Consider the following 18,582-nt stretch of genomic DNA (forward strand, 5'->3'; position numbering starts at 1 on the left):
ACAAAATTAAAGGCTCGTTTTTAAATTAATTTAAGGAGTTCAAAATGCAAATTTATAACACTATTTTACAAACAGGAATTTTGCAAGGCTATAATTTACTTGTTATTGATTTAACGAATTGCAAATTAAGTAGAATAAAAAAACAAGATCTAAAAAATATGATAACTGCACGATTGCAATTGGAAACTTGCGCATTTTTTTTGATAAAACTAAACAAGCACAACTTAGAAGATAAATTTTGTTGCAAAAATCTAGAAATAATCAAAGAATATAATTACCACGTAGTTATAGAAACTGTTTATACAAATGTAGTAAATTTAGCGACTATTTTGCCTTATGCACAAACTTTAATAATGAGATTAAGTATTAATAATCAGGAACATTTTCATAAGGAATATCTGGAATATCATCGGTTGCTCTTCTTGTTAGAAACTAGAAATTCTAATTTAGAAATTGAACTCGATTTACCTTTAGAATTGCTAGAAGATAGAAGTTTTCTAACTTTTTTGGGGGAATGTCAGGAAAAAGTGTCAACACGTGTTTATGTACCTAGCTATACGAATGCAGTACAAGTTTTAAGTCGACTTTTTTTGAGAATTAGATTTTTACTTAAAGAGTTTTGATGGGTATATTTTGTGTATATCGCTTGCTTAAAATATCTTGGATATGGGCATATTTACTAGTAGTCTTGGGATCAACATGTCCCAATTCTTTTTGTACTACAATTAAATCATGTGTAGCTTGATATAACAGCGCACCAGTAGTATGCCGGAGTAGGTGACAAGAACGCCCACTATGATCGCCTTTCTCTTTTATTCCGGCACAAATAAACCAATAATCAATAACATCTCTAATAGCACAACGGCTAAGCCGTTTACCAGTATTATTATTACTTAGTGATGTGAATACAGGGGTTCCTAGAGTATCTTTTGCCTCACAACTAAGTTGACGTAAATCTAAATATGTTTTTAATAGATTTAAAACATCTTCTCGTGGTGCAATATAGCGATCTCGCCCCTTACCTTTTACTAACACTAAGCCTTTAGAAAAATCAATATCTTCACAGCTTAGTCGATGGGTTTCAACTGTGCGCAAACCTTGCAGACCCATAAGTGCGATTAGACTTTTAGCCCGTAAAAATTCTTCTTGTTCTTTCGCGATTTCACTATGCTCTGGAATTATATGAAAAAGATTCTCCAATTGCTCGACACTAATATATTTAGCTCCCTCAATATTAGCGGCTTTGCGTTGTTTCGGAGCTTTAACACCCAAAACAGGATTTTCTGGAATTATTTTTCGAGATAATGCAATTTCATAAAATCTTCTTAAAGCTGATAATTTTAAAGCTATAGTAGGGATTTCTAGTTTCAAACTTACTAGATAGTTACGATATTCAATTAAAATGTTTTTATCAACATTTAAAGGTTGCAACCCTTCGATCAAACACCATTCTAAATACTGACTAATATGTGAATAATATGTAATCAAAGTATCTTCCCGAGCAGATCCATCAGCTATATAACGTTTTAAATATGTTTTGTAGTTAGCAAGAAAATTTTCACGAACTAATAATTCTTGCTTAAAAATTTGTACTTCACGAGTTTCAATATTCATTTCCTTTTCTCCTTCATTTTTTCACAGGATAAAACATAAGCGCCTCTTTTATAGAGGCTTTTATAAGAGAAATTCAACTCCTTAGAATTCCCATTATGAGGAGTTAAATATATTATAAAACAGAACTCGATATTTTAGCAAGTTCTGTTTTATAATATATTTAACTTTAAAATTAAGTGGAATATATAATTTTTTTTGACCCGCATACACATTAGCGCTCCATATACCTGGTGTATTCATCGTATACGATGTGTACATAGATATTTAAAATAATTTACTTGTTTACATAACGTATACGGTGGTATACTAATGTAAAGACGACATGTAAGGAGATTTGAAATGCAAAAAAATGAAATTATAACTATCCGCACTAATAGTGATGTAAAAAAGATGGTGGAAGAAGCTAAATTAAACAGTGGCCAAACCGCAGGTGAGTGGTTAGAACAAGCTGTAATAGCTTGGGCTGAAAAGCACAATAATTCGGTTGAAGAAAAACCTCTCGACAGTATGCACATTTTGGCTGGACGAAAAGCAATTGCCGAAGTAAGTAAAGTTTTGGAAGCTTTAGAAATAGCAGGTAAACAAACCCTTGAACTTTGTAGGCAAGAAAATATTATTTGGCAAGCCAAATACCAAGAATTAGAAGAAGCGTTAGCTGCTAAAGAAATCGAAAAAGCAAATTTAATTACTGATTTGAATAACAAAGAAATCGAACAGAAAAAAGAATTTGCCGCACAAGCGAAGCTGATTACCAAACTCCAAGAAGAATTGCAAAATCAAAAAGCACAAAAAAGCGCCTTGCAAGAAGTCACCCAATGTTTGGAGCAAGAACGTTCTATAAGCCTAAGGCTACACAAAAGTAAAGAAGAGTTGGAAAAAAAATTCCAAGATATTGAGAGCAAGTATAATAAATTAGTGTTGGAAAATGAAAATCAGATAAACAATCTAGAAAAACTTCAAGAAAAAACTACTGTTCTTGAGCAAGAATTAAAAAAACTACAGCTCGATTTGAGTAATAAAGAACGCGAAAACATAACTTTAAACCTAAATAATAAATACCAGGAAAATACATTAGCACAATTACGTGCTAGTATTGATACTCAAAATTTGCAAATTAAAGATTTACAAGCAGAAAATTTTAATTTGATAACTAAAAAAAGTGAACTAATTGGCGAAATTACTAGTCTAAAAACACAATTAAATAAATCCTAACTCTCGAAAATACCGTACAACTGTATGGTATTTTTTATTTTAACTCAATTTGTCACAGTATTATATTACAGTATTTGCTGTTTATTTACAAGTTTTCATAAACTTAAAGAGAAAACTTTTCGAAAATTCAATAAGGTTTTATTTGGAAACCTACAGACTGTTAAATATTAAAGTTTTTACAGTATATATAATGTATACAACTTGACCAATTATTTCTTATTAATTATAATATAAATGTTATATTTTCTAGAAATAGTTTCGAACGTTATCTTTGAAAAACCATTTATAATTCGGGAGGCTTATAATGTATAAATTAAACAGAAGTCCAGAAAAACAAGGTCTCTATGATCCCTGGTTCGAGCATGATGCTTGTGGTTTAGGGGTTGTAGCCAACATCAAGGGTAAAAAGTCAAATAAAATTTTGAAACAAGCTCTCACAGTACTATGTAATTTAGACCATCGCGGCGGTCAAGGAGCAGATAAAAATACTGGCGATGGTGCCGGAATCTTGTTTCAAATTCCGCATATGTTTTTCCATAAGGAATGTGCCAAACTAGAAATAGAATTACCAAAATCTGAAGAGTACGCTGTAGGTATGCTTTTTCTTCCACCTGATATAGTTGAACGCGAAAATTGCCAACGCCATTTCGAAAGAATTGTTAAAGAAAATGGGCAAATCATTTTAGGTTGGCGTCAAGTTCCAGTTAACTCTACTGTTTTAGGTGAAAAATCGCGAGATAGTCAACCTTATATTGCCCAAGTATTCATTAAAGCAAACGACAGTATTCTAGGAAAATTGCCTATTGACAATAATATTTTTGAAAGAAAACTATACATGATACGACGCGAAGCTGAAAATTATATAAAAAAGGGAAATCTTCGCGGGGGAAATTATTTTTATATAGCAAGTTTATCTTCAAGAACGATTGTCTATAAAGGAATGCTAACCACTCGGCAGTTAGATGAATTTTATATCGATCTATCGGATAATAGTATTTTAACAGCTATGGCACTAGTACACTCTCGTTTCAGCACGAATACTTTTCCAAGTTGGGAGAGAGCACACCCTTATCGCTACCTAATGCATAATGGCGAAATCAACACATTACGGGGTAATATAAATTGGATGCGGGCACGTCAAAGCTTATGTGGTAATAAACTTTGGGGTAAAAATATTAAAAAAATTATGCCCATAATCGATGAAAGCGGTAGCGACTCTGGAATGTTTGATAATTGCTTGGAATTTTTAGTTATGTCAGGCAGAAGTTTACCCCATGCAGTTATGATGATGATTCCTGAACCATGGGTAAATAATCCCCACATCGACGAAGACTTAAAGGCCTTCTTTAACTACCATGATTGTCTAATGGAACCTTGGGATGGCCCAGCAGCTATGGCTTATACTGATGGTAAGACAATTTGCGCAGCCCTTGACCGCAATGGCTTAAGACCTTCTCGTTACTATATTACTAATGATGACATGATTATTCTTGCTTCCGAAGTAGGTGTTGTTGATATCGCTCCTGAAAACATTGTATCTAAAGAGCGACTTCAGCCTGGTAAAATGTTAGTTATCGATACAGTGTTAGGTAAAATTGTTAGCAATGAAGAAATAAAAAAACAGTTAGCAAATGAACAACCCTATAAAAAATGGATTGATGAAAATATGATTCAGCTAGAAGATATTAAGGCTGATACACAATTGCCAAAACCATGTATTGAAACTTTACGGAAAAGACAAATCGCCTTCGGATATACATTGGAAGAAATAAACAAAATTTTAAAACCTATGGCTTTAGAAGCCAATGATCCTACAGCTTCTATGGGTAGTGATATGCCGCTTGCAGTTTTATCACCTAAACCACAACTTCTTTATGATTATTTCAAACAACTTTTTGCACAAGTAACTAATCCACCTATCGATGCTATTCGCGAGAAAATTTACACAGATACCAGCACAACTATTGGGCCCGAAAAAAATCCAATAGATCCCAAACCAGATAGCTGTCGCCAAATAGCTGTGGAATCACCAATTCTTTGTAATGAACAAATGGCAAAATTTAAAAATATTAATGATGTCAACTTAGATGGTTTTAAGTCGATAGTTATACCAACACTTTATAAAGTTGATGGTGGTGGTAAATCCCTAGAGACTGCTTTGCTTGAATTGTGTCAAAAAGCCGACAAATCAATCGCGCTTGGCAAAACTATATTAATACTTTCTGATCGTGGTGTTGATGCTGAACATGCTTCCATTCCTGCTTTATTAGCGGTAGCCTGTTTACATCATCACTTGATAAATAATGCTACAAGACTTCACGCTAGTATTCTTTTAGAGTCTGCAGAACCTAGAGAAGTGCATCATTTTGCACTATTGCTCGGTTATGGAGTTAGTGGTATTAATCCTTATCTAGTATTTGAAACTTTAGACAATATGTGTCAAGCAAATATATTAAAAAATATCGAGTACGAAATAGCTGTTAAAAATTATATTAAAGCTAGTACCAAAGGAATTGCTAAAGTTTTATCAAAAATGGGTATTTCCACCATTCAAAGTTATCGCGGCGCACAAATCTTTGAAGCAATCGGCATCAGTACAAAGGTTATCAATAAATATTTCCATGGGACTCCTTCCAGAATTGAGGGTATCGGTTTGGATGAAATAGCCAAAGAGGTTGCTTTACGTCACGAAAAAGCCTTCAAGAGCGAAGATTACCAAGATTATCTTTATGACTCTGGATCTGCCCATCAATGGCGTAACAACGGTGAAAAACATATTTTCAATCCAGAAACTATTCTTACTTTGCAAGAAGCCTGCCGCACAAATGACTATACTTTATTTAAAAAATTCTCAAGTATGATTAATGAAAGAACTAACAACACGCAGACCTTAAGAAGTTTGCTCGAGTTTTCTCCACAACGTTTACCGATCGATATTGCTGAGGTAGAAAGCATCTCTTCTATTTGCAAAAGATTTAAAAGTGGTGCGATGTCTTATGGTTCATTAAGCCAAGAAGCACATGAGTGTCTAGCACTAGCAATGAACGCTATCGGAGGCAAAAGCAACACAGGCGAAGGCGGCGAACATCCTTCACGTTATCAAAACATTCCAGGCAACAATCGCCGTAGCGCTATTAAACAAGTAGCATCCGGACGTTTTGGAGTAACAAGCAGTTATTTAGTAAATGCCGATGAAATTCAAATAAAAATTGCCCAAGGCGCTAAACCTGGGGAAGGTGGTCAATTACCCGGAACAAAAGTTTATCCATGGATAGCGGAAGCTAGAGGTACAACGGCTGGGGTAGAATTAATTTCACCACCCCCACACCACGATATTTATTCTATAGAAGATTTGGCGGAACTCATTTTCGATTTGAAAAACGCAAATCCTTCGGCCAAAATAAGCGTTAAATTAGTTTCAGAAGTTGGAATCGGCACAATAGCCGCAGGGGTTGCAAAAGCTAATGCTGATACAATTTTAATAAGCGGTTATGATGGCGGCACTGGAGCTTCGCCGCGTACTAGTATTCGTCATGCTGGTTTACCTTGGGAAATAGGTTTAGCAGAAACGCACCAAACTTTATTGTTAAATAATTTGCGCAGTCGTGTACGGCTTGAAACAGACGGAAAACTAATGACAGGCCGCGATGTAATAATTGCCAGTTTATTAGGTGCAGAAGAATTTGGGTTCGCTACCGCTCCACTGATTGTTATGGGCTGCATAATGATGCGCGTTTGCAACTTAAACACTTGTCCGGTAGGAGTGGCCACTCAAGATCCTAAATTAAGAGCAAATTTTAAGGGAAAACCAGAACACGTAATAACCTTTATGCATTTTATTGCCCAAGAGGTACGTGAGTATATGGCAGAACTAGGCTTTAAATCAATAGATGAAATGATTGGAAGAACCGAAGTTTTAGAAGCCAACACCAATAAACATTGGAAAAGTAAAGGTTTAGATCTAAGTTTACTTTTGCATAAACCAGATATTGATAGACATACTATTCAATATTGTGTTTTTGAACAGGACCACGGATTAGAAAAAACTCTCGATTCTCGAGAACTTCTGAATATTTGTAATCCAGCTTTGAAAAACGGTAAAAAAATCAACGTTACTTTGCCAATCAAAAATACTGACCGTGTAGTAGGCACAATGTTAGGTAGTGCTGTAACAAAAAAATATGGTTCTGAAGGCCTGCCCGAAGATACAATACAACTAAAATTCATCGGTTCTGCTGGACAAAGTTTTGGTGCATTTTTACCTAAAGGAATAACGCTTGCCTTAGAAGGAGACGCCAATGATCACGTTGGTAAAGGTCTGTCCGGTGGGAAAATAGCAATTTACCCACCTACTGATGCTAAGTTTATTGCCCGGGAAAACATTATTATCGGCAATGTTGCTTTTTATGGTGCTACTTCAGGTAGAGCTTATATTGCTGGAATAGCTGGCGAGCGCTTTGCTATTCGCAATAGTGGTGCAACTGCAGTAGTTGAAGGAGTCGGCGATCATGGTTGTGAATACATGACTGGCGGCACGGTTGTGATTTTAGGAAAAACAGGTAGAAATTTTGCCGCAGGCATGTCGGGCGGAGTCGCTTACATCTATGATGAAGATAATAGTTTTTCAAATTTATGTAATACTGAGTTGGTTTTACTTGAAAAACTAGAAGATCCTACCGAAAAACTATTAGTACAAAAGCACATTTATCGTCACCAATATTATACTTGTAGCAAAGTTGCCGATGAGCTTTTAGCAAATTGGAGCGAGTGCTCGCAAAAATTTATAAAAGTTATTCCTAAGCGTTATAAAATTATAACAGAAAAAATCGCAACCTATATGGAGGCTGGATTAAGTGAAGAATTGGCAACTATCAGAGTTTTCGAGGAGGCTGGTAAGTAATGGGTAAAGCAACAGGTTTTATAGATACCAAAAGAGAAGATTTAAACAATCGCCCTGTTAAGGAGCGAGTTAAAGATTGGCAAGAAGTCAAACAAGACCATTACAGCAAAGAAATTCTTCAAGCTCAAGCAGGTAGATGCATGGATTGTAGCATTCCTTTTTGTCATACAGGTAGCATAATCAATGATGCTTTAGTTGGTTGTCCGCTACATAATTTAACCCCAGAGTTTAATGAATTCGTCTATCAAGATATCCCAGAGTTTGCTTACATTAGACTTTGTAAAAATAATAACTTCCCTGAGTTTACAGGAAGAGTTTGTCCTGCTCCATGTGAGAGTTCTTGTAGTGCTGGCTTAATTACTGATCCAGTTAGCATAAGAAATATTGAGTTACACATTATCGAAGATGCTTTCAAAAGCGGTTTGGTAAAAGCAACACCGCCACAAGTTCGGACCGGTAAAAAAATTGCTGTAATCGGCTCTGGTCCAGCTGGATTAGCCTGTGCAGATCAGCTAAACAAAAAAGGACATACAGTAACTGTATTTGAACGTGATGATCGCGCTGGCGGTTTATTAATGTACGGAATTCCAAATATGAAGTTAGATAAAAGTATAATCCAAAGACGAATTAATTTGTTAACCGACGAAGGAATAGAATTTGAATTTAATACCGAAATCGGTATTAATATTCCGACAGAAACAATATTGCGCACTTTTGATGCTGTAATAATATGTACCGGCAGTACTATTCCAAGAAAAATGGAGATCCCTGGCTGTGATGCCACAGGTGTATATTTTGCGAAAGATTATTTACACAAAGCCACTAAAAGCTTGCTGGATAGCAATTTCACCGATGGCAACTTCATTGATGCTCGCGATAAAGACGTGATTGTCATCGGTGGTGGCGATACTGGTACAGATTGTGTTGCAACAGCAATTCGCCAAGGTTGCAAAAGCATTAAGCAATTAGAAATCATGCCTTGCCTCCCCAACAGTAGAGCTGCCGATAATCCATGGCCACAGTTTCCTAAAATTCATAAAATCGACTATGGACAACAAGAAGCTTTAGAACTATTCAACAATGATCCTCGAGAATATTGTGTTTTAACTAAAGAATTTATAAAAGATGAAAAAAATATACTCGCCGGAGTAAGAGTTGCGCGAGTAAACTGGATTAAAGAGGCTTGTAAAATGAATTTACAAGAAATAGAAGATACTGAGAAAATATTGCCCGCGCAATTAGTTTTATTGGCAATGGGTTTTATCGGTCCAGAACAAACTATTTTAGATGCCTTTAATCTTGAAAAAACAGTAAGCGGGACTATTGCAACTAAGGAGAATTCTCATCAGACCAGTCATGATAAAATTTTTGTAGCTGGCGATGCTAAAAGAGGTCAAAGTTTAGTTGCTTGGGCAATTATCGAAGGTAGACAAGCAGCACAAGAGTGCCATGAATATCTAAAAACCATAAAATAATTTAAAAAATAATAGAAAAAGCAACAAAGTAAAATTATCTTTGTTGCTTTTTTTATGCTCAAAATGTAAGTAGCTTAATTTCAACCAGCTGGCCAAAGTAGTTCTCTTCCTGCTAATAGGTGTATATGCAAATGCTCTACTGTTTGTCCACCATCTTTCCCTGTGTTAATAACTATTCTAAAACCATTTTCTTCAATGTTAAATTTTTTCGCTATTTCCCTTATTTTAGAAAAAATATTTCCTGCTAACTCGGGAGATATCTCCATAATATTATCTAAATGCAATTTTGGTATTAATAATAAATGCACTGGCGCTTCTGGATTAATATCTGGAATAACGATAATGTTTTCATCCTCATACAACACATTACTCGGAATTTCCCCTGCTACAATTTTACAAAAAACACACATTTAAATCACCTCACAAAATATTTTATTTTAAAACAGCCATTAACCCATCTTTAAAAACATCTTGAGTTATAACTGAATACAACTTGTTTTCTAAATTAACAGAGTCCGAATTTACATATACTCTAATGTAGTTAGAAGTATAACCAGTAAAATATCCATACTTCTGTTGTTCAAACAACACAAATTCCTCTTTATTCTTATTCATGTTTAAAAAACTTTCATGAGACTTTTGGTCTAAAAAAGTTAATTGCTTAACTCTTTGCTGTTTGATTTCTTTAAGAACCTGTTGCGGGTATTTTTCAGCAGGTGTATTTTTACGCCTAGAGAAAGGGAAAATATGAGTCTTAGAAAACTGAAGCTCTTCCATAAATTTATAAGTTTCTTGAAATAAATTTTCTGTTTCCCCTGGAAATCCCGCTATTACATCAGTCGTAATTGCAATTTCTGGCACTTTTTTTCTGATTTTTTCTATTAATATTCGATATTCATCGACTGTATAGGGGCGATTCATTTTTCTCAAAATGCTATCACTGCCAGATTGCAAAGGTAGATGTAAATGTTTGGCTAAACGGCTTTCTGTAGCTAATAGTTCTAACATTTCATCTTCAATTTCTATGCATTCTAATGAACCAAGACGTAGTCTTTCTAGTCCAGGTACAGCTAAAGCAGTTTTCACAGCGTTGACAAGACTTATTTTTTCGCTAAAATCTTTTCCATAGGCCCCTAGATGAATTCCCAATAATACAACTTCTTTATAACCACTAGCTACTAAATTTTCTATTTCTTTTTTTATACTAGTTAGGCTACGAGAGCGTAGTCGTCCCCGCGCATAGGGAATAATACAATAGGTACAAAATTGATTACAACCTTCTTGAATTTTTAAAAATGCTCTAGTTTTTTCCGAATGCATTCCTGTTGGAATATCCTCAAAATTGTGAATCATATTTATGTCACTTACTATATTTAAGGGTTCCGTAGAATTTTCTTGCTGATATTCAACTATAAGCTCAGCTATTTTATGTCTATCCTTATTACCAATAATAAGTGCCACACCAGGAATTCCCTCGACCTCACCAATTGCAGTTTGAGGATAACAACCTGTTACAATTATCATTGCGTTAGGATTTTCACGAATAAATTTTCTAATAGTTTGTCGCGATTTTTGTTGCCCAACATTAGTTACGACACAGGTATTAATAATATAAATATCTGCGCCAGCTTCGGGAGCCACAAACTCATAGCCAGCTTTAATTAAAATTTCCTGCATACTTTGGCTATCCGCTTGATTGACTTTACATCCTAAAGTATAAATTGCAAATTTCAAAATATCTACCTCTTAAAATTCTTTTTCGTATTTCAATGCTGCAAGCAACATCAATGGCGCTGTTTCCGTGCGTAATATTTGCTTGCCCAGTGTTACACATTTAAACCCTTGAGCAACCGCCTGTTCAACCTCTTTGGGTGCAAAACCGCCTTCGGCACCTACCAAAAAAGTTATATCTTGATTTAAAGCATTACTTTGCAAACAAGCCTTTAAAGAATAACTTTGTTCTTCCTCATACGCCAAAATATCCAAGTTATTTACTGTGTGCTCTGTTAAGAATTCTGACAAACTTTTAATCTCGTGTACTCGCGGAACAACCTCGTGTTTACTTTGTTTAGCAGCCTCATAAGCAATTCTCTGCCAGCGTTCGACTTTTTTAATCGCTTTATCTAAATCATAATCAACGATACAGCGTGATAATTTAAGTAAATAAATATCCGTCACACCAAGTTCAACAGCTTTTTGAACCACGTAATCCATTTTATCACCTTTGATTAAACCTTGTGCTAAAACGACTCTATTTAGCTTAACAAACTTATCTAATATTTCCAGCGATTTTAATTCTATAATACCTGCCTTGATGCTACTAATTTCAGCTAAGGCTAAATATCTGTCGCTCGTAACTATCTGCATCTTTTCACCAGTCTGCATTCTAAGAACATTGGCAATATGATAGGCGTCAGTACCCTGTAAAAATATTTTTTCACTATATTCTTGTTGGCTGAAAAATCTATACAAACTAATCTTCCTTCCTGGACATTTCTACTACCGCCCATCCCGATTGTTCGATAATTCGATGGATGTTAAAGCCCAAATTTGTTGCTTTAGTAGTTACGTCTTCTAATCTCTCTATTATTATACCACTAGCTAAGAATTTTCCTGCTGGTTTTAGCTTTAATAGAATATCGGGTAAAACCATAATAATTATATCGGCGATAATATTAGCTACAATAACATCTGCTTGCCCCTGAACATTATTTAATAAATCACCCTCAACAACTTCAACAATATCAGCAACATTATTTAAGGCGACATTCTCTTTTGCAACCCTAACAGCCGTCGAATCAATATCTACCGCTATAACTTTAGCTGCACCAAGTTTAGCTGAAACCACTGCTAATATTCCGGAACCTGTGCCGACATCAAATACCGTATCATTGGGTTGTAAAACATCTTCTAATGCTTTTATGCACAAACAAGTTGTGTGATGAGTTCCAGTACCAAAAGCCATTCCCGGATCCAGTTCAATTATTAAATCCTTATCTAGAGCTTCATAATCTTCCCAGGTTGGTTTTATTATTATCTGTTGCCCAACTCTTATTGGATGAAAATACTGTTTCCACGCATTAGCCCAATCTTCTTCACAAATTTCTCTAAAACAAGTATTACCTCTTTTACAATTGCAAAAATGTGTTTCAATTTCGTGCAAAGCAATTTCTAACTGTTTCATTTTTTCAAAGAAATTTTCATCAGCTGGTAAGTAAGCCTTTATTGTTACTGTTTCAATATCTTCTTGTTCTGGAATATCACATAATTCCCATGATGTTGACTTTCTTAGATTATTAATTAAAACGGGGTCTTCTACAACTACACCACCAACACGCATTTCATGAAAAATATTAGCAACCGCTTCGCTTGCTTCATGCGTAGTTAAAACACTTATTTCCATCCAATTCATTTACATCCACCAGCCTTATTAATTATGTAGGGTTATTATATCACAGTTTATATCTTGGTAAAAATAGAAAGGGCTGCAAGAAAATAGTAGTTTTCTTATACAGCCCCTTTATTAATCTAGTAAATCTTTAATTTTTTTCCAAAAACCTTTTTCCTCTGGATTTAAAGCTTCACCATCACTAGCAGCAAACTCATTTAATAGTTTTTTCTGTTTATCAGATAGCCCTTTAGGAACAATTACTTTAATTCTTACCATTTGATCACCACGATTTCCACCACGCCTCAAGCTCGGAATACCTTTTCCTTTTATTCTTAATACCGAATCAGGTTGTGTGCCTTCAGGAATTTTTAAGGTTACTTTGCCATCCAAGGTTGGAACCGTTATTTCAGCACCTAAACTAGCTTGAACAATATTGATCGGTACTTCACACCAAACATTTTGCTCTTCACGTTTGAAAAATTTATGGGCTTTAACAAATAAGTAAACGTATAGATCACCACTTGCTGCACCACGTTCTCCGGCTTCGCCTTCACCAGAAACTCTCAAACGGGTCCCTGTATCTACCCCAGCAGGAATTTTAACTGTAATATCTTTCCCTTTACGTAATCTTCCTTTACCTTGACATCTTTTACAAGGATCTTTAATTGTTTTTCCTTCACCGCGACATTTTGGGCAAGTTGTAACAGTAGCCATTCTTCCAAAAAGTGTATTTTGCATTACCTTAACTTGACCAGTCCCATTACACTCACTACAAGTCTCTACCTTGCTATTTTCATTGGCACCAGTACCATTGCAAGAATCACATTTTTCTTGTTTGTTTACAGAAATTTTCTTTTCTACCCCAAAAGCTGCTTCTTCAAATGTTATTTCCAAATCATAACGCAGATCTGCTCCTGGTTCTGGGCCGCGATGGCGCGAACGCCCTCCACCGCCACCAAAGAAATTTTCGAAAATATCTTCAAATCCCCCGCCAAAACCACTGAAATCAAAACCCTCTGCACCAGAGAATCCTGAACCACCCTCAAAAGCTGCGTGACCCATTTGATCATAACGGCTCTTTTTTTCAGGATCAGACAATATGGCATATGCTTCAGATAGTTCTTTAAATTTTTCTGCAGCTTCAGGATTATCTTTGTTTACATCAGGATGATATTGTCTAGCCAATTTTCTGTAGGCTTTCTTTAATTCATCATCAGAAGCACCCTTGTTTAAACCAAGGACTTCATAGTAATCTCTTTTACTCACAACTACACCATCCTAAATTTAAAAGTTATTTCTTTTTATCCTCATCTACAACCTCAGCATCTACAATATTATCATCTGATTTTTTATCGTCTGCTGAACTTGTCGCATCAGTAGGACCAGCTTGCTCTTCATTTTGTTTATAAAGAGCCGCTGATAACTCATATAGTGGTTTAGTTAACTCTTCAGTATCTTTTTTAATTGCTTCAACATCGTCAGATTCTAAAGTTTTCTTTAAAGTTTCGACTGCAGTCTTCACTTTTTCAACTAAAGCCTCTTCTCCTTTGCCTTCCATATCTTTGATTGTTTTTTCAGCTTGATACACAAGTGAATCTGCTTGATTTCGAGCTTCTATTACTTCTTTACGTTTTTTATCTTCTGCAGCGTTAGCTTCAGCTTCTTTTACCATTCTTTCAACTTCTTCATTAGATAATCCGCCAGAAGACGTAATTGTAATTTTTTGTTCTTTACCAGTTCCTAAATCTTTCGCTTTAACGTTAACAATACCATTTGCATCAATATCAAATTCTACTTCAATTTTAGGTACTCCACGAGGTGCTGGTGGAATTCCTGATAACTCAAATCTTCCTAAAGTCTTATTATTTGCAGCCATTTCGCGCTCACCTTGTAGAACATGAATATCTACAGCTGGTTGGTTGTCTGCAGCAGTAGAAAACACTTGTTTGCGGGAAGTTGGAATAGTTGTATTTCTTTCAATAATCTTAGTAAATACCCCGCCTAGAGTTTCAATTCCTAAAGAAAGCGGTGTAACATCAAGCAATAAAACATCTTTTACATCGCCAGAAAGAACTCCGGCTTGAATAGCCGCACCGAGAGCTACACATTCGTCTGGATTTACACCGCGATGCGGTTCTTTGCCAATAAACCTTTTAATTGCTTCTTGAACTGCAGGGATTCTTGTTGAACCACCTACTAAAATTACACGATTTATATCTTTAGGTGATAATTTAGCGTCATCTAAAGCCTTGCGAGTTGGCTCCATTGTTTTCTCAACAAGATCTGCGGTCAACTCATCAAATTTCGCTCTAGTAATACTAATATCCATGTGTTTAGGACCACTTGCATCGGCTGTAATAAATGGTAGATTAACATTAGTAGTTAATACTCCCGAAAGTTCAATTTTAGCTTTCTCTGCCGCTTCTTTCAAACGTTGCATAGCCATTTTATCCTTGGATAAATCAATACTTTCTGCTTTTTTAAATTCCGCAACCAAGTAATCCATAATTCTTTGGTCGAAATCGTCACCACCAAGTAAATTATTACCATTTGTCGCTAATACTTCAAATACACCATCGCCTAATTCCAAAATCGATACATCAAAAGTACCACCACCTAAGTCATAAACTAAGATAGTATGGTCATCTGATTTATCTATTCCATAGGCTAAAGCCGCAGCTGTAGGCTCGTTGATTATTCTTAGAACTTCTAAACCTGCTATTTTACCTGCATCTTTAGTAGCTTGTCTTTGACTGTCCGTAAAATAAGCTGGTACTGTGATTACAGCTTGTGTTACTTTTTCTCCAAGGTATTTTTCAGCATCTTCTTTTAATTTTTGCAATATCATTGCCGAAAGCTCTTGTGGCGTATATTCTTTACCTGCTTTATTTTCTTTATAAGTAGTGCCCATATGTCTTTTGATAGAAATAACTGTTCCCTCTGGATTTGAAACAGCTTGTCTTTTAGCTAATTGCCCAATTAAAGTTTCTCCCGTTTTAGAAAAACCAATTACGGATGGAGTAGTTCTTGCTCCTTCCGGATTAGGAATTACTACCGCTTCTCCACCTTCCATTACAGCAACACATGAATTTGTTGTCCCTAAGTCTATACCTATTACTTTTGCCATTTTAAATATCCCCCTCTAAATACTCATAAATAAAATTTTTTAACCTACTACTTTAACTTTAGAATGACGCACTACTTTATTTTTATAGCGATAGCCTTCTTCGAAAACCATTTCAATACTTCCTTCTTCTAAATCTGGATTATCACCTCGCATCATAGCTTCATGAAGTTCTGGATCAAATTTTCCCTCAGTAACAATTTTCTCAACACCAATATTGGTAAATGCTTGCTCAAATTGCTTCAAAATCATATCCAAACCGGTTTTGATATTTTCATCAACAGTATTTGGTAAACTATCTTGAGCTCTCTTAAAACTGTCTAAAACTGGTAAGATTTTACTAATTACATCAGCAGTAACAAAAGTGGCTAATTGCTCTCTTTCTTCCTGTGTTCTTCTCTTATAATTATCAAAATCTGCTTTTAGGCGCATAATACTATTTTGTAATTCTTCGACTTTAGAATTATCTTCATCTAGAGCAAAACTTAAATTTTGTTCTTCTGTAGTGGTTTCATTCATTTCTGAATCAGCTATAATTTCTTCTGAAATTTCAGTATTAGCAATGTTTTCTTTGATATCATTTTTTTCTTGCATATCTTCACCCTTAACTTTTTATTTATCGTAAAATTTTCCGTAGATAATTTTCCAGAAAATTCATCACTGCAATTATCTTCGCGTATTCCATCCTCGTCGGGCCTAATACTGCTAATGTACCGGCAAATTGTCCATTTATATTGTAAGTTGCACGAACTACACTACAGTCTTGTATTCCAGAAAATTTATTTTCTGCACCGATGCTAATTTGAATACCAAAGTTTTCGTTAGATGAATTTAAAATATCCTTTAAAAGTCTACGCTCTTCTACGATTTGCAACAACTCACGCACTCGATTAACACTATTAAATTCTGGGTTTTTCAGCATTTGTGTTGTTCCACCAAGATAAACTTTTCCCTCATGGCGTTGCTCATGAATTTGTTTCACCAAATCCAAAAGCCCCTGATGCAAACCTTCATCAAAGACTATATCACGGTATGTCTCTCGAATTGACTGTTGTTGAATGTCTTGCAATGGAATACCTGCAAGCTTAGTAGTAATACGTTGTGCAACACTATCAAGATCACTAAAAGCTACACCTTCAGGCAATTTTACAATACTATTTTCAACTACACCATCTTCTGTTACTAAAAGTAAAATCGCTCGTTGCGAATCTAATGGTAGAAATTTTATGTAGTTAAATTTTATATGATTTTCCTGATATGCGGTGACCACGGACAAATTATTCGTCATTCTAGAAAGTATTTTAGCCGTCAATTGAAAAATTTCATCCATTTGCAGTAATCTTGACTTATACCATTGCTCAATAAGAATTTGTTCATTTTCATTAATTAAGTCTGGTTCCCCTAGTGAATCTACATATAAACGATAACCTTTTGAGGAAGGTATTCTTCCCGCAGATGTATGAGGTTGTTCTAAATATCCCAGGGCTTCCAAATCAGACATTTCATTTCTTATTGTAGCAGGACTAATGCCTAGGGCAAAATTACGTGCAATAGTTCGTGAACCAACAGGTTCTGCAGTAGCTACATAATAATCTACAATCATCTGTAAGATTCTTTTTTTTCTTTCTGTAAGCATCGCATAACACCTCTTACTTTGTTAGCACTCATTTTGTTAGAGTGCTAACACCTGTGTATAAAATAACATTGTTAAATAAAATTGTCAAGAGCAAATTTTATTTAATTAATAAAATCTCTAAAAACTAAATTACTATATTTAAAACCGCGCTCTGTCAGAGCTAAAATGTTTTTTTCAGGAAAAAACAAGAGGCCTGCTTTAAGATGCCTTTCAATTATTTCAGCGTATCTTACTAGTATATCTTCTGAGAACTTGTTGGCATAAGTAATACAGTTTAAGCCTTCAACTAGACGTAAATTCATAAAAATATATTCACTTTGGTAATCGGCAGCAGTTATATTTTCTACTTCACGAATAGTATTGTGAAGATTTGTTTTCAACATAAGATATTCTTCCAATACAAAGGTATTAGTTGCTCTTTTGTGCCCATAAAAAGAGCAAGCACCTAAACCAAACGCAAAGTAATTTCGATAATGCCAGTATACCTTATTGTGCCGGCATTCATAATTTGGTTTAGCAAAATTAGAAATTTCGTATCTTTTAAATCCATTATTCTCTAAAACTCTAGGAATTAAATCATACATTCGCTCTTGGATTAGATCATTTGGCTGGAAATTATCATCTCCAGCCGCTAATTTATAGAAAATAGTGTTTTCTTCTATTTTTAGAGCATAAGCGGAAACATGGGTTGGTTCTAGTTCAATTGCTAGCAGTAAATCTTCATATACATCATAAATACTTTGTTTGGGCAGAGAATTCATTAGATCAATATTAATATTCTTAAAACCTGCTTCTTGTGCCCACAAAATTGCCTGAATAGCTTCCTCTCTGTTATGAATTCTGCCTATATTTCGCAAAAGTTTATTATTAAAACTTTGAACTCCAAAACTAAGACGATTTATGCCTATCTCTTTAAAACCACGTAATTTATCTTTTGAAACAGTACCAGGATTTGCTTCTAAACTAACTTCGCTAAAAGACCACCCGTTGTTTAATAAAGCGCTAAAAATGCTTTCTAGTTGTGTGAGCGACAATAAAGAAGGTGTGCCACCTCCAAAATACAAAGTGGCACCCTCCTCTAAATTTATTTTCGTACTATTTATTTCACAGATAAGACTTTGAACGTATTGCTCAATCAGTTCTTCCTCTTTGTATGTAAAAGATGGAAAATCACAGTAAAAACATTTTTTTAAACAAAAAGGAATATGAATATATATTGCTTGAATCATA

14 protein-coding genes are annotated in these 18,582 nt (G+C 35.0%); 4 read left to right on the forward strand and 10 right to left on the reverse strand.

Annotated features, from left to right (window positions below):
* The first annotated feature begins 44 nt into the window (after positions 1-44).
* Positions 45-623 carry a hypothetical protein gene (locus SUCMO_RS0105980; RefSeq protein ID WP_019879674.1) on the forward strand — a complete coding sequence of 193 codons (579 nt, stop codon included), beginning with the start codon at positions 45-47 and terminating at the stop codon, positions 621-623.
* Here SUCMO_RS0105980 and SUCMO_RS0105985 read toward each other — a convergent pair.
* Positions 610-1,614, reverse strand: coding sequence for a tyrosine-type recombinase/integrase (locus SUCMO_RS0105985; RefSeq protein WP_019879676.1), 1,005 nt, complete (start codon positions 1,612-1,614; stop codon positions 610-612). The two genes, SUCMO_RS0105980 and SUCMO_RS0105985, sit on opposite strands and share 14 nt — an antisense overlap.
* Positions 1,615-1,953: 339 nt before the next feature.
* On the opposite strand from SUCMO_RS0105985, the gene SUCMO_RS0105990 reads away from it, so the two are divergent.
* From SUCMO_RS0105990 to SUCMO_RS0106000, 3 genes are all read left to right on the forward strand, one after another.
* The gene (locus SUCMO_RS0105990; protein WP_019879677.1) at positions 1,954-2,826 is read left to right on the forward strand and encodes a coiled-coil domain-containing protein; all 873 of its coding nucleotides are present in this window, start codon (positions 1,954-1,956) and stop codon (positions 2,824-2,826) included.
* Positions 2,827-3,130: 304 nt separating this feature from the next.
* The gene (gltB, locus tag SUCMO_RS0105995) at positions 3,131-7,726 is read left to right on the forward strand and encodes a glutamate synthase large subunit (protein ID WP_019879679.1); all 4,596 of its coding nucleotides are present in this window, start codon (positions 3,131-3,133) and stop codon (positions 7,724-7,726) included.
* Complete coding sequence (locus tag SUCMO_RS0106000) at positions 7,726-9,201, forward strand: glutamate synthase subunit beta (RefSeq protein ID WP_019879681.1); 1,476 nt, start codon at positions 7,726-7,728, stop codon at positions 9,199-9,201. The genes gltB and SUCMO_RS0106000 overlap by 1 nt, the downstream gene beginning before the upstream one ends.
* A gap of 80 nt (positions 9,202-9,281) precedes the next feature.
* On the opposite strand, the gene SUCMO_RS0106005 is transcribed toward SUCMO_RS0106000, so the two are convergent.
* From SUCMO_RS0106005 to hemW, 9 genes are all read right to left on the reverse strand, one after another.
* Positions 9,282-9,611: a histidine triad nucleotide-binding protein gene (locus SUCMO_RS0106005; RefSeq protein WP_019879682.1), complete on the reverse strand. Its 330-nt coding sequence runs from the start codon at positions 9,609-9,611 to the stop codon at positions 9,282-9,284.
* A 22-nt stretch (positions 9,612-9,633) separates the two neighbouring features.
* Positions 9,634-10,935, reverse strand: a complete 1,302-nt coding sequence (gene mtaB, locus SUCMO_RS0106010) for a tRNA (N(6)-L-threonylcarbamoyladenosine(37)-C(2))-methylthiotransferase MtaB (protein ID WP_019879683.1) — start codon at positions 10,933-10,935, stop codon at positions 9,634-9,636.
* A 12-nt stretch (positions 10,936-10,947) separates the two neighbouring features.
* Positions 10,948-11,673, reverse strand: coding sequence for an RsmE family RNA methyltransferase (locus SUCMO_RS0106015; protein ID WP_019879684.1), 726 nt, complete (start codon positions 11,671-11,673; stop codon positions 10,948-10,950).
* Position 11,674: 1 nt separating this feature from the next.
* The gene (gene prmA, locus SUCMO_RS0106020; RefSeq protein ID WP_019879685.1) at positions 11,675-12,613 is read right to left on the reverse strand and encodes a 50S ribosomal protein L11 methyltransferase; all 939 of its coding nucleotides are present in this window, start codon (positions 12,611-12,613) and stop codon (positions 11,675-11,677) included.
* A gap of 111 nt (positions 12,614-12,724) precedes the next feature.
* On the reverse strand, positions 12,725-13,858 hold the full coding sequence (dnaJ, locus tag SUCMO_RS0106025) for a molecular chaperone DnaJ (RefSeq protein WP_019879686.1): 1,134 nt from the start codon (positions 13,856-13,858) through the stop codon (positions 12,725-12,727).
* A gap of 25 nt (positions 13,859-13,883) precedes the next feature.
* The gene (gene dnaK, locus SUCMO_RS0106030; protein ID WP_019879687.1) at positions 13,884-15,719 is read right to left on the reverse strand and encodes a molecular chaperone DnaK; all 1,836 of its coding nucleotides are present in this window, start codon (positions 15,717-15,719) and stop codon (positions 13,884-13,886) included.
* Between the two features lie 39 nt (positions 15,720-15,758).
* Positions 15,759-16,310 (reverse strand): nucleotide exchange factor GrpE, encoded by a 552-nt coding sequence (locus SUCMO_RS0106035; RefSeq protein ID WP_019879689.1) that lies wholly within the window; start codon positions 16,308-16,310, stop codon positions 15,759-15,761.
* A gap of 22 nt (positions 16,311-16,332) precedes the next feature.
* Positions 16,333-17,352 (reverse strand): heat-inducible transcriptional repressor HrcA, encoded by a 1,020-nt coding sequence (gene hrcA, locus SUCMO_RS0106040; RefSeq protein ID WP_019879690.1) that lies wholly within the window; start codon positions 17,350-17,352, stop codon positions 16,333-16,335.
* Positions 17,353-17,453: 101 nt separating this feature from the next.
* A complete protein-coding gene (gene hemW, locus SUCMO_RS0106045) occupies positions 17,454-18,581 on the reverse strand; it encodes a radical SAM family heme chaperone HemW (protein WP_028953912.1) in 1,128 nt (375 codons plus the stop codon).
* Between the last annotated feature and the right edge of the window lies 1 nt (position 18,582).

It is taken from the genome of Succinispira mobilis DSM 6222 (assembly GCF_000384135.1).
Taxonomy (GTDB): domain Bacteria; phylum Bacillota; class Negativicutes; order Acidaminococcales; family Succinispiraceae; genus Succinispira; species Succinispira mobilis.

What these genes read in the sequence shown, in the direction of transcription:
- SUCMO_RS0105980 (WP_019879674.1), top strand. Translation starts at nt 45, where the DNA reads ATGCAAATTTATAACACTATTTTACAAACAGGAATTTTGCAAGGCTAT.
- SUCMO_RS0105985 (WP_019879676.1), bottom strand. Translation starts at nt 1,614, where the DNA reads ATGAATATTGAAACTCGTGAAGTACAAATTTTTAAGCAAGAATTATTA.
- SUCMO_RS0105990 (WP_019879677.1), top strand. Translation starts at nt 1,954, where the DNA reads ATGCAAAAAAATGAAATTATAACTATCCGCACTAATAGTGATGTAAAA.
- gltB (WP_019879679.1), top strand. Translation starts at nt 3,131, where the DNA reads ATGTATAAATTAAACAGAAGTCCAGAAAAACAAGGTCTCTATGATCCC.
- SUCMO_RS0106000 (WP_019879681.1), top strand. Translation starts at nt 7,726, where the DNA reads ATGGGTAAAGCAACAGGTTTTATAGATACCAAAAGAGAAGATTTAAAC.
- SUCMO_RS0106005 (WP_019879682.1), bottom strand. Translation starts at nt 9,611, where the DNA reads ATGTGTGTTTTTTGTAAAATTGTAGCAGGGGAAATTCCGAGTAATGTG.
- prmA (WP_019879685.1), bottom strand. Translation starts at nt 12,613, where the DNA reads ATGAATTGGATGGAAATAAGTGTTTTAACTACGCATGAAGCAAGCGAA.
- dnaK (WP_019879687.1), bottom strand. Translation starts at nt 15,719, where the DNA reads ATGGCAAAAGTAATAGGTATAGACTTAGGGACAACAAATTCATGTGTT.
- SUCMO_RS0106035 (WP_019879689.1), bottom strand. Translation starts at nt 16,310, where the DNA reads ATGCAAGAAAAAAATGATATCAAAGAAAACATTGCTAATACTGAAATT.
- hrcA (WP_019879690.1), bottom strand. Translation starts at nt 17,352, where the DNA reads ATGCTTACAGAAAGAAAAAAAAGAATCTTACAGATGATTGTAGATTAT.
- hemW (WP_028953912.1), bottom strand. Translation starts at nt 18,581, where the DNA reads ATGATTCAAGCAATATATATTCATATTCCTTTTTGTTTAAAAAAATGT.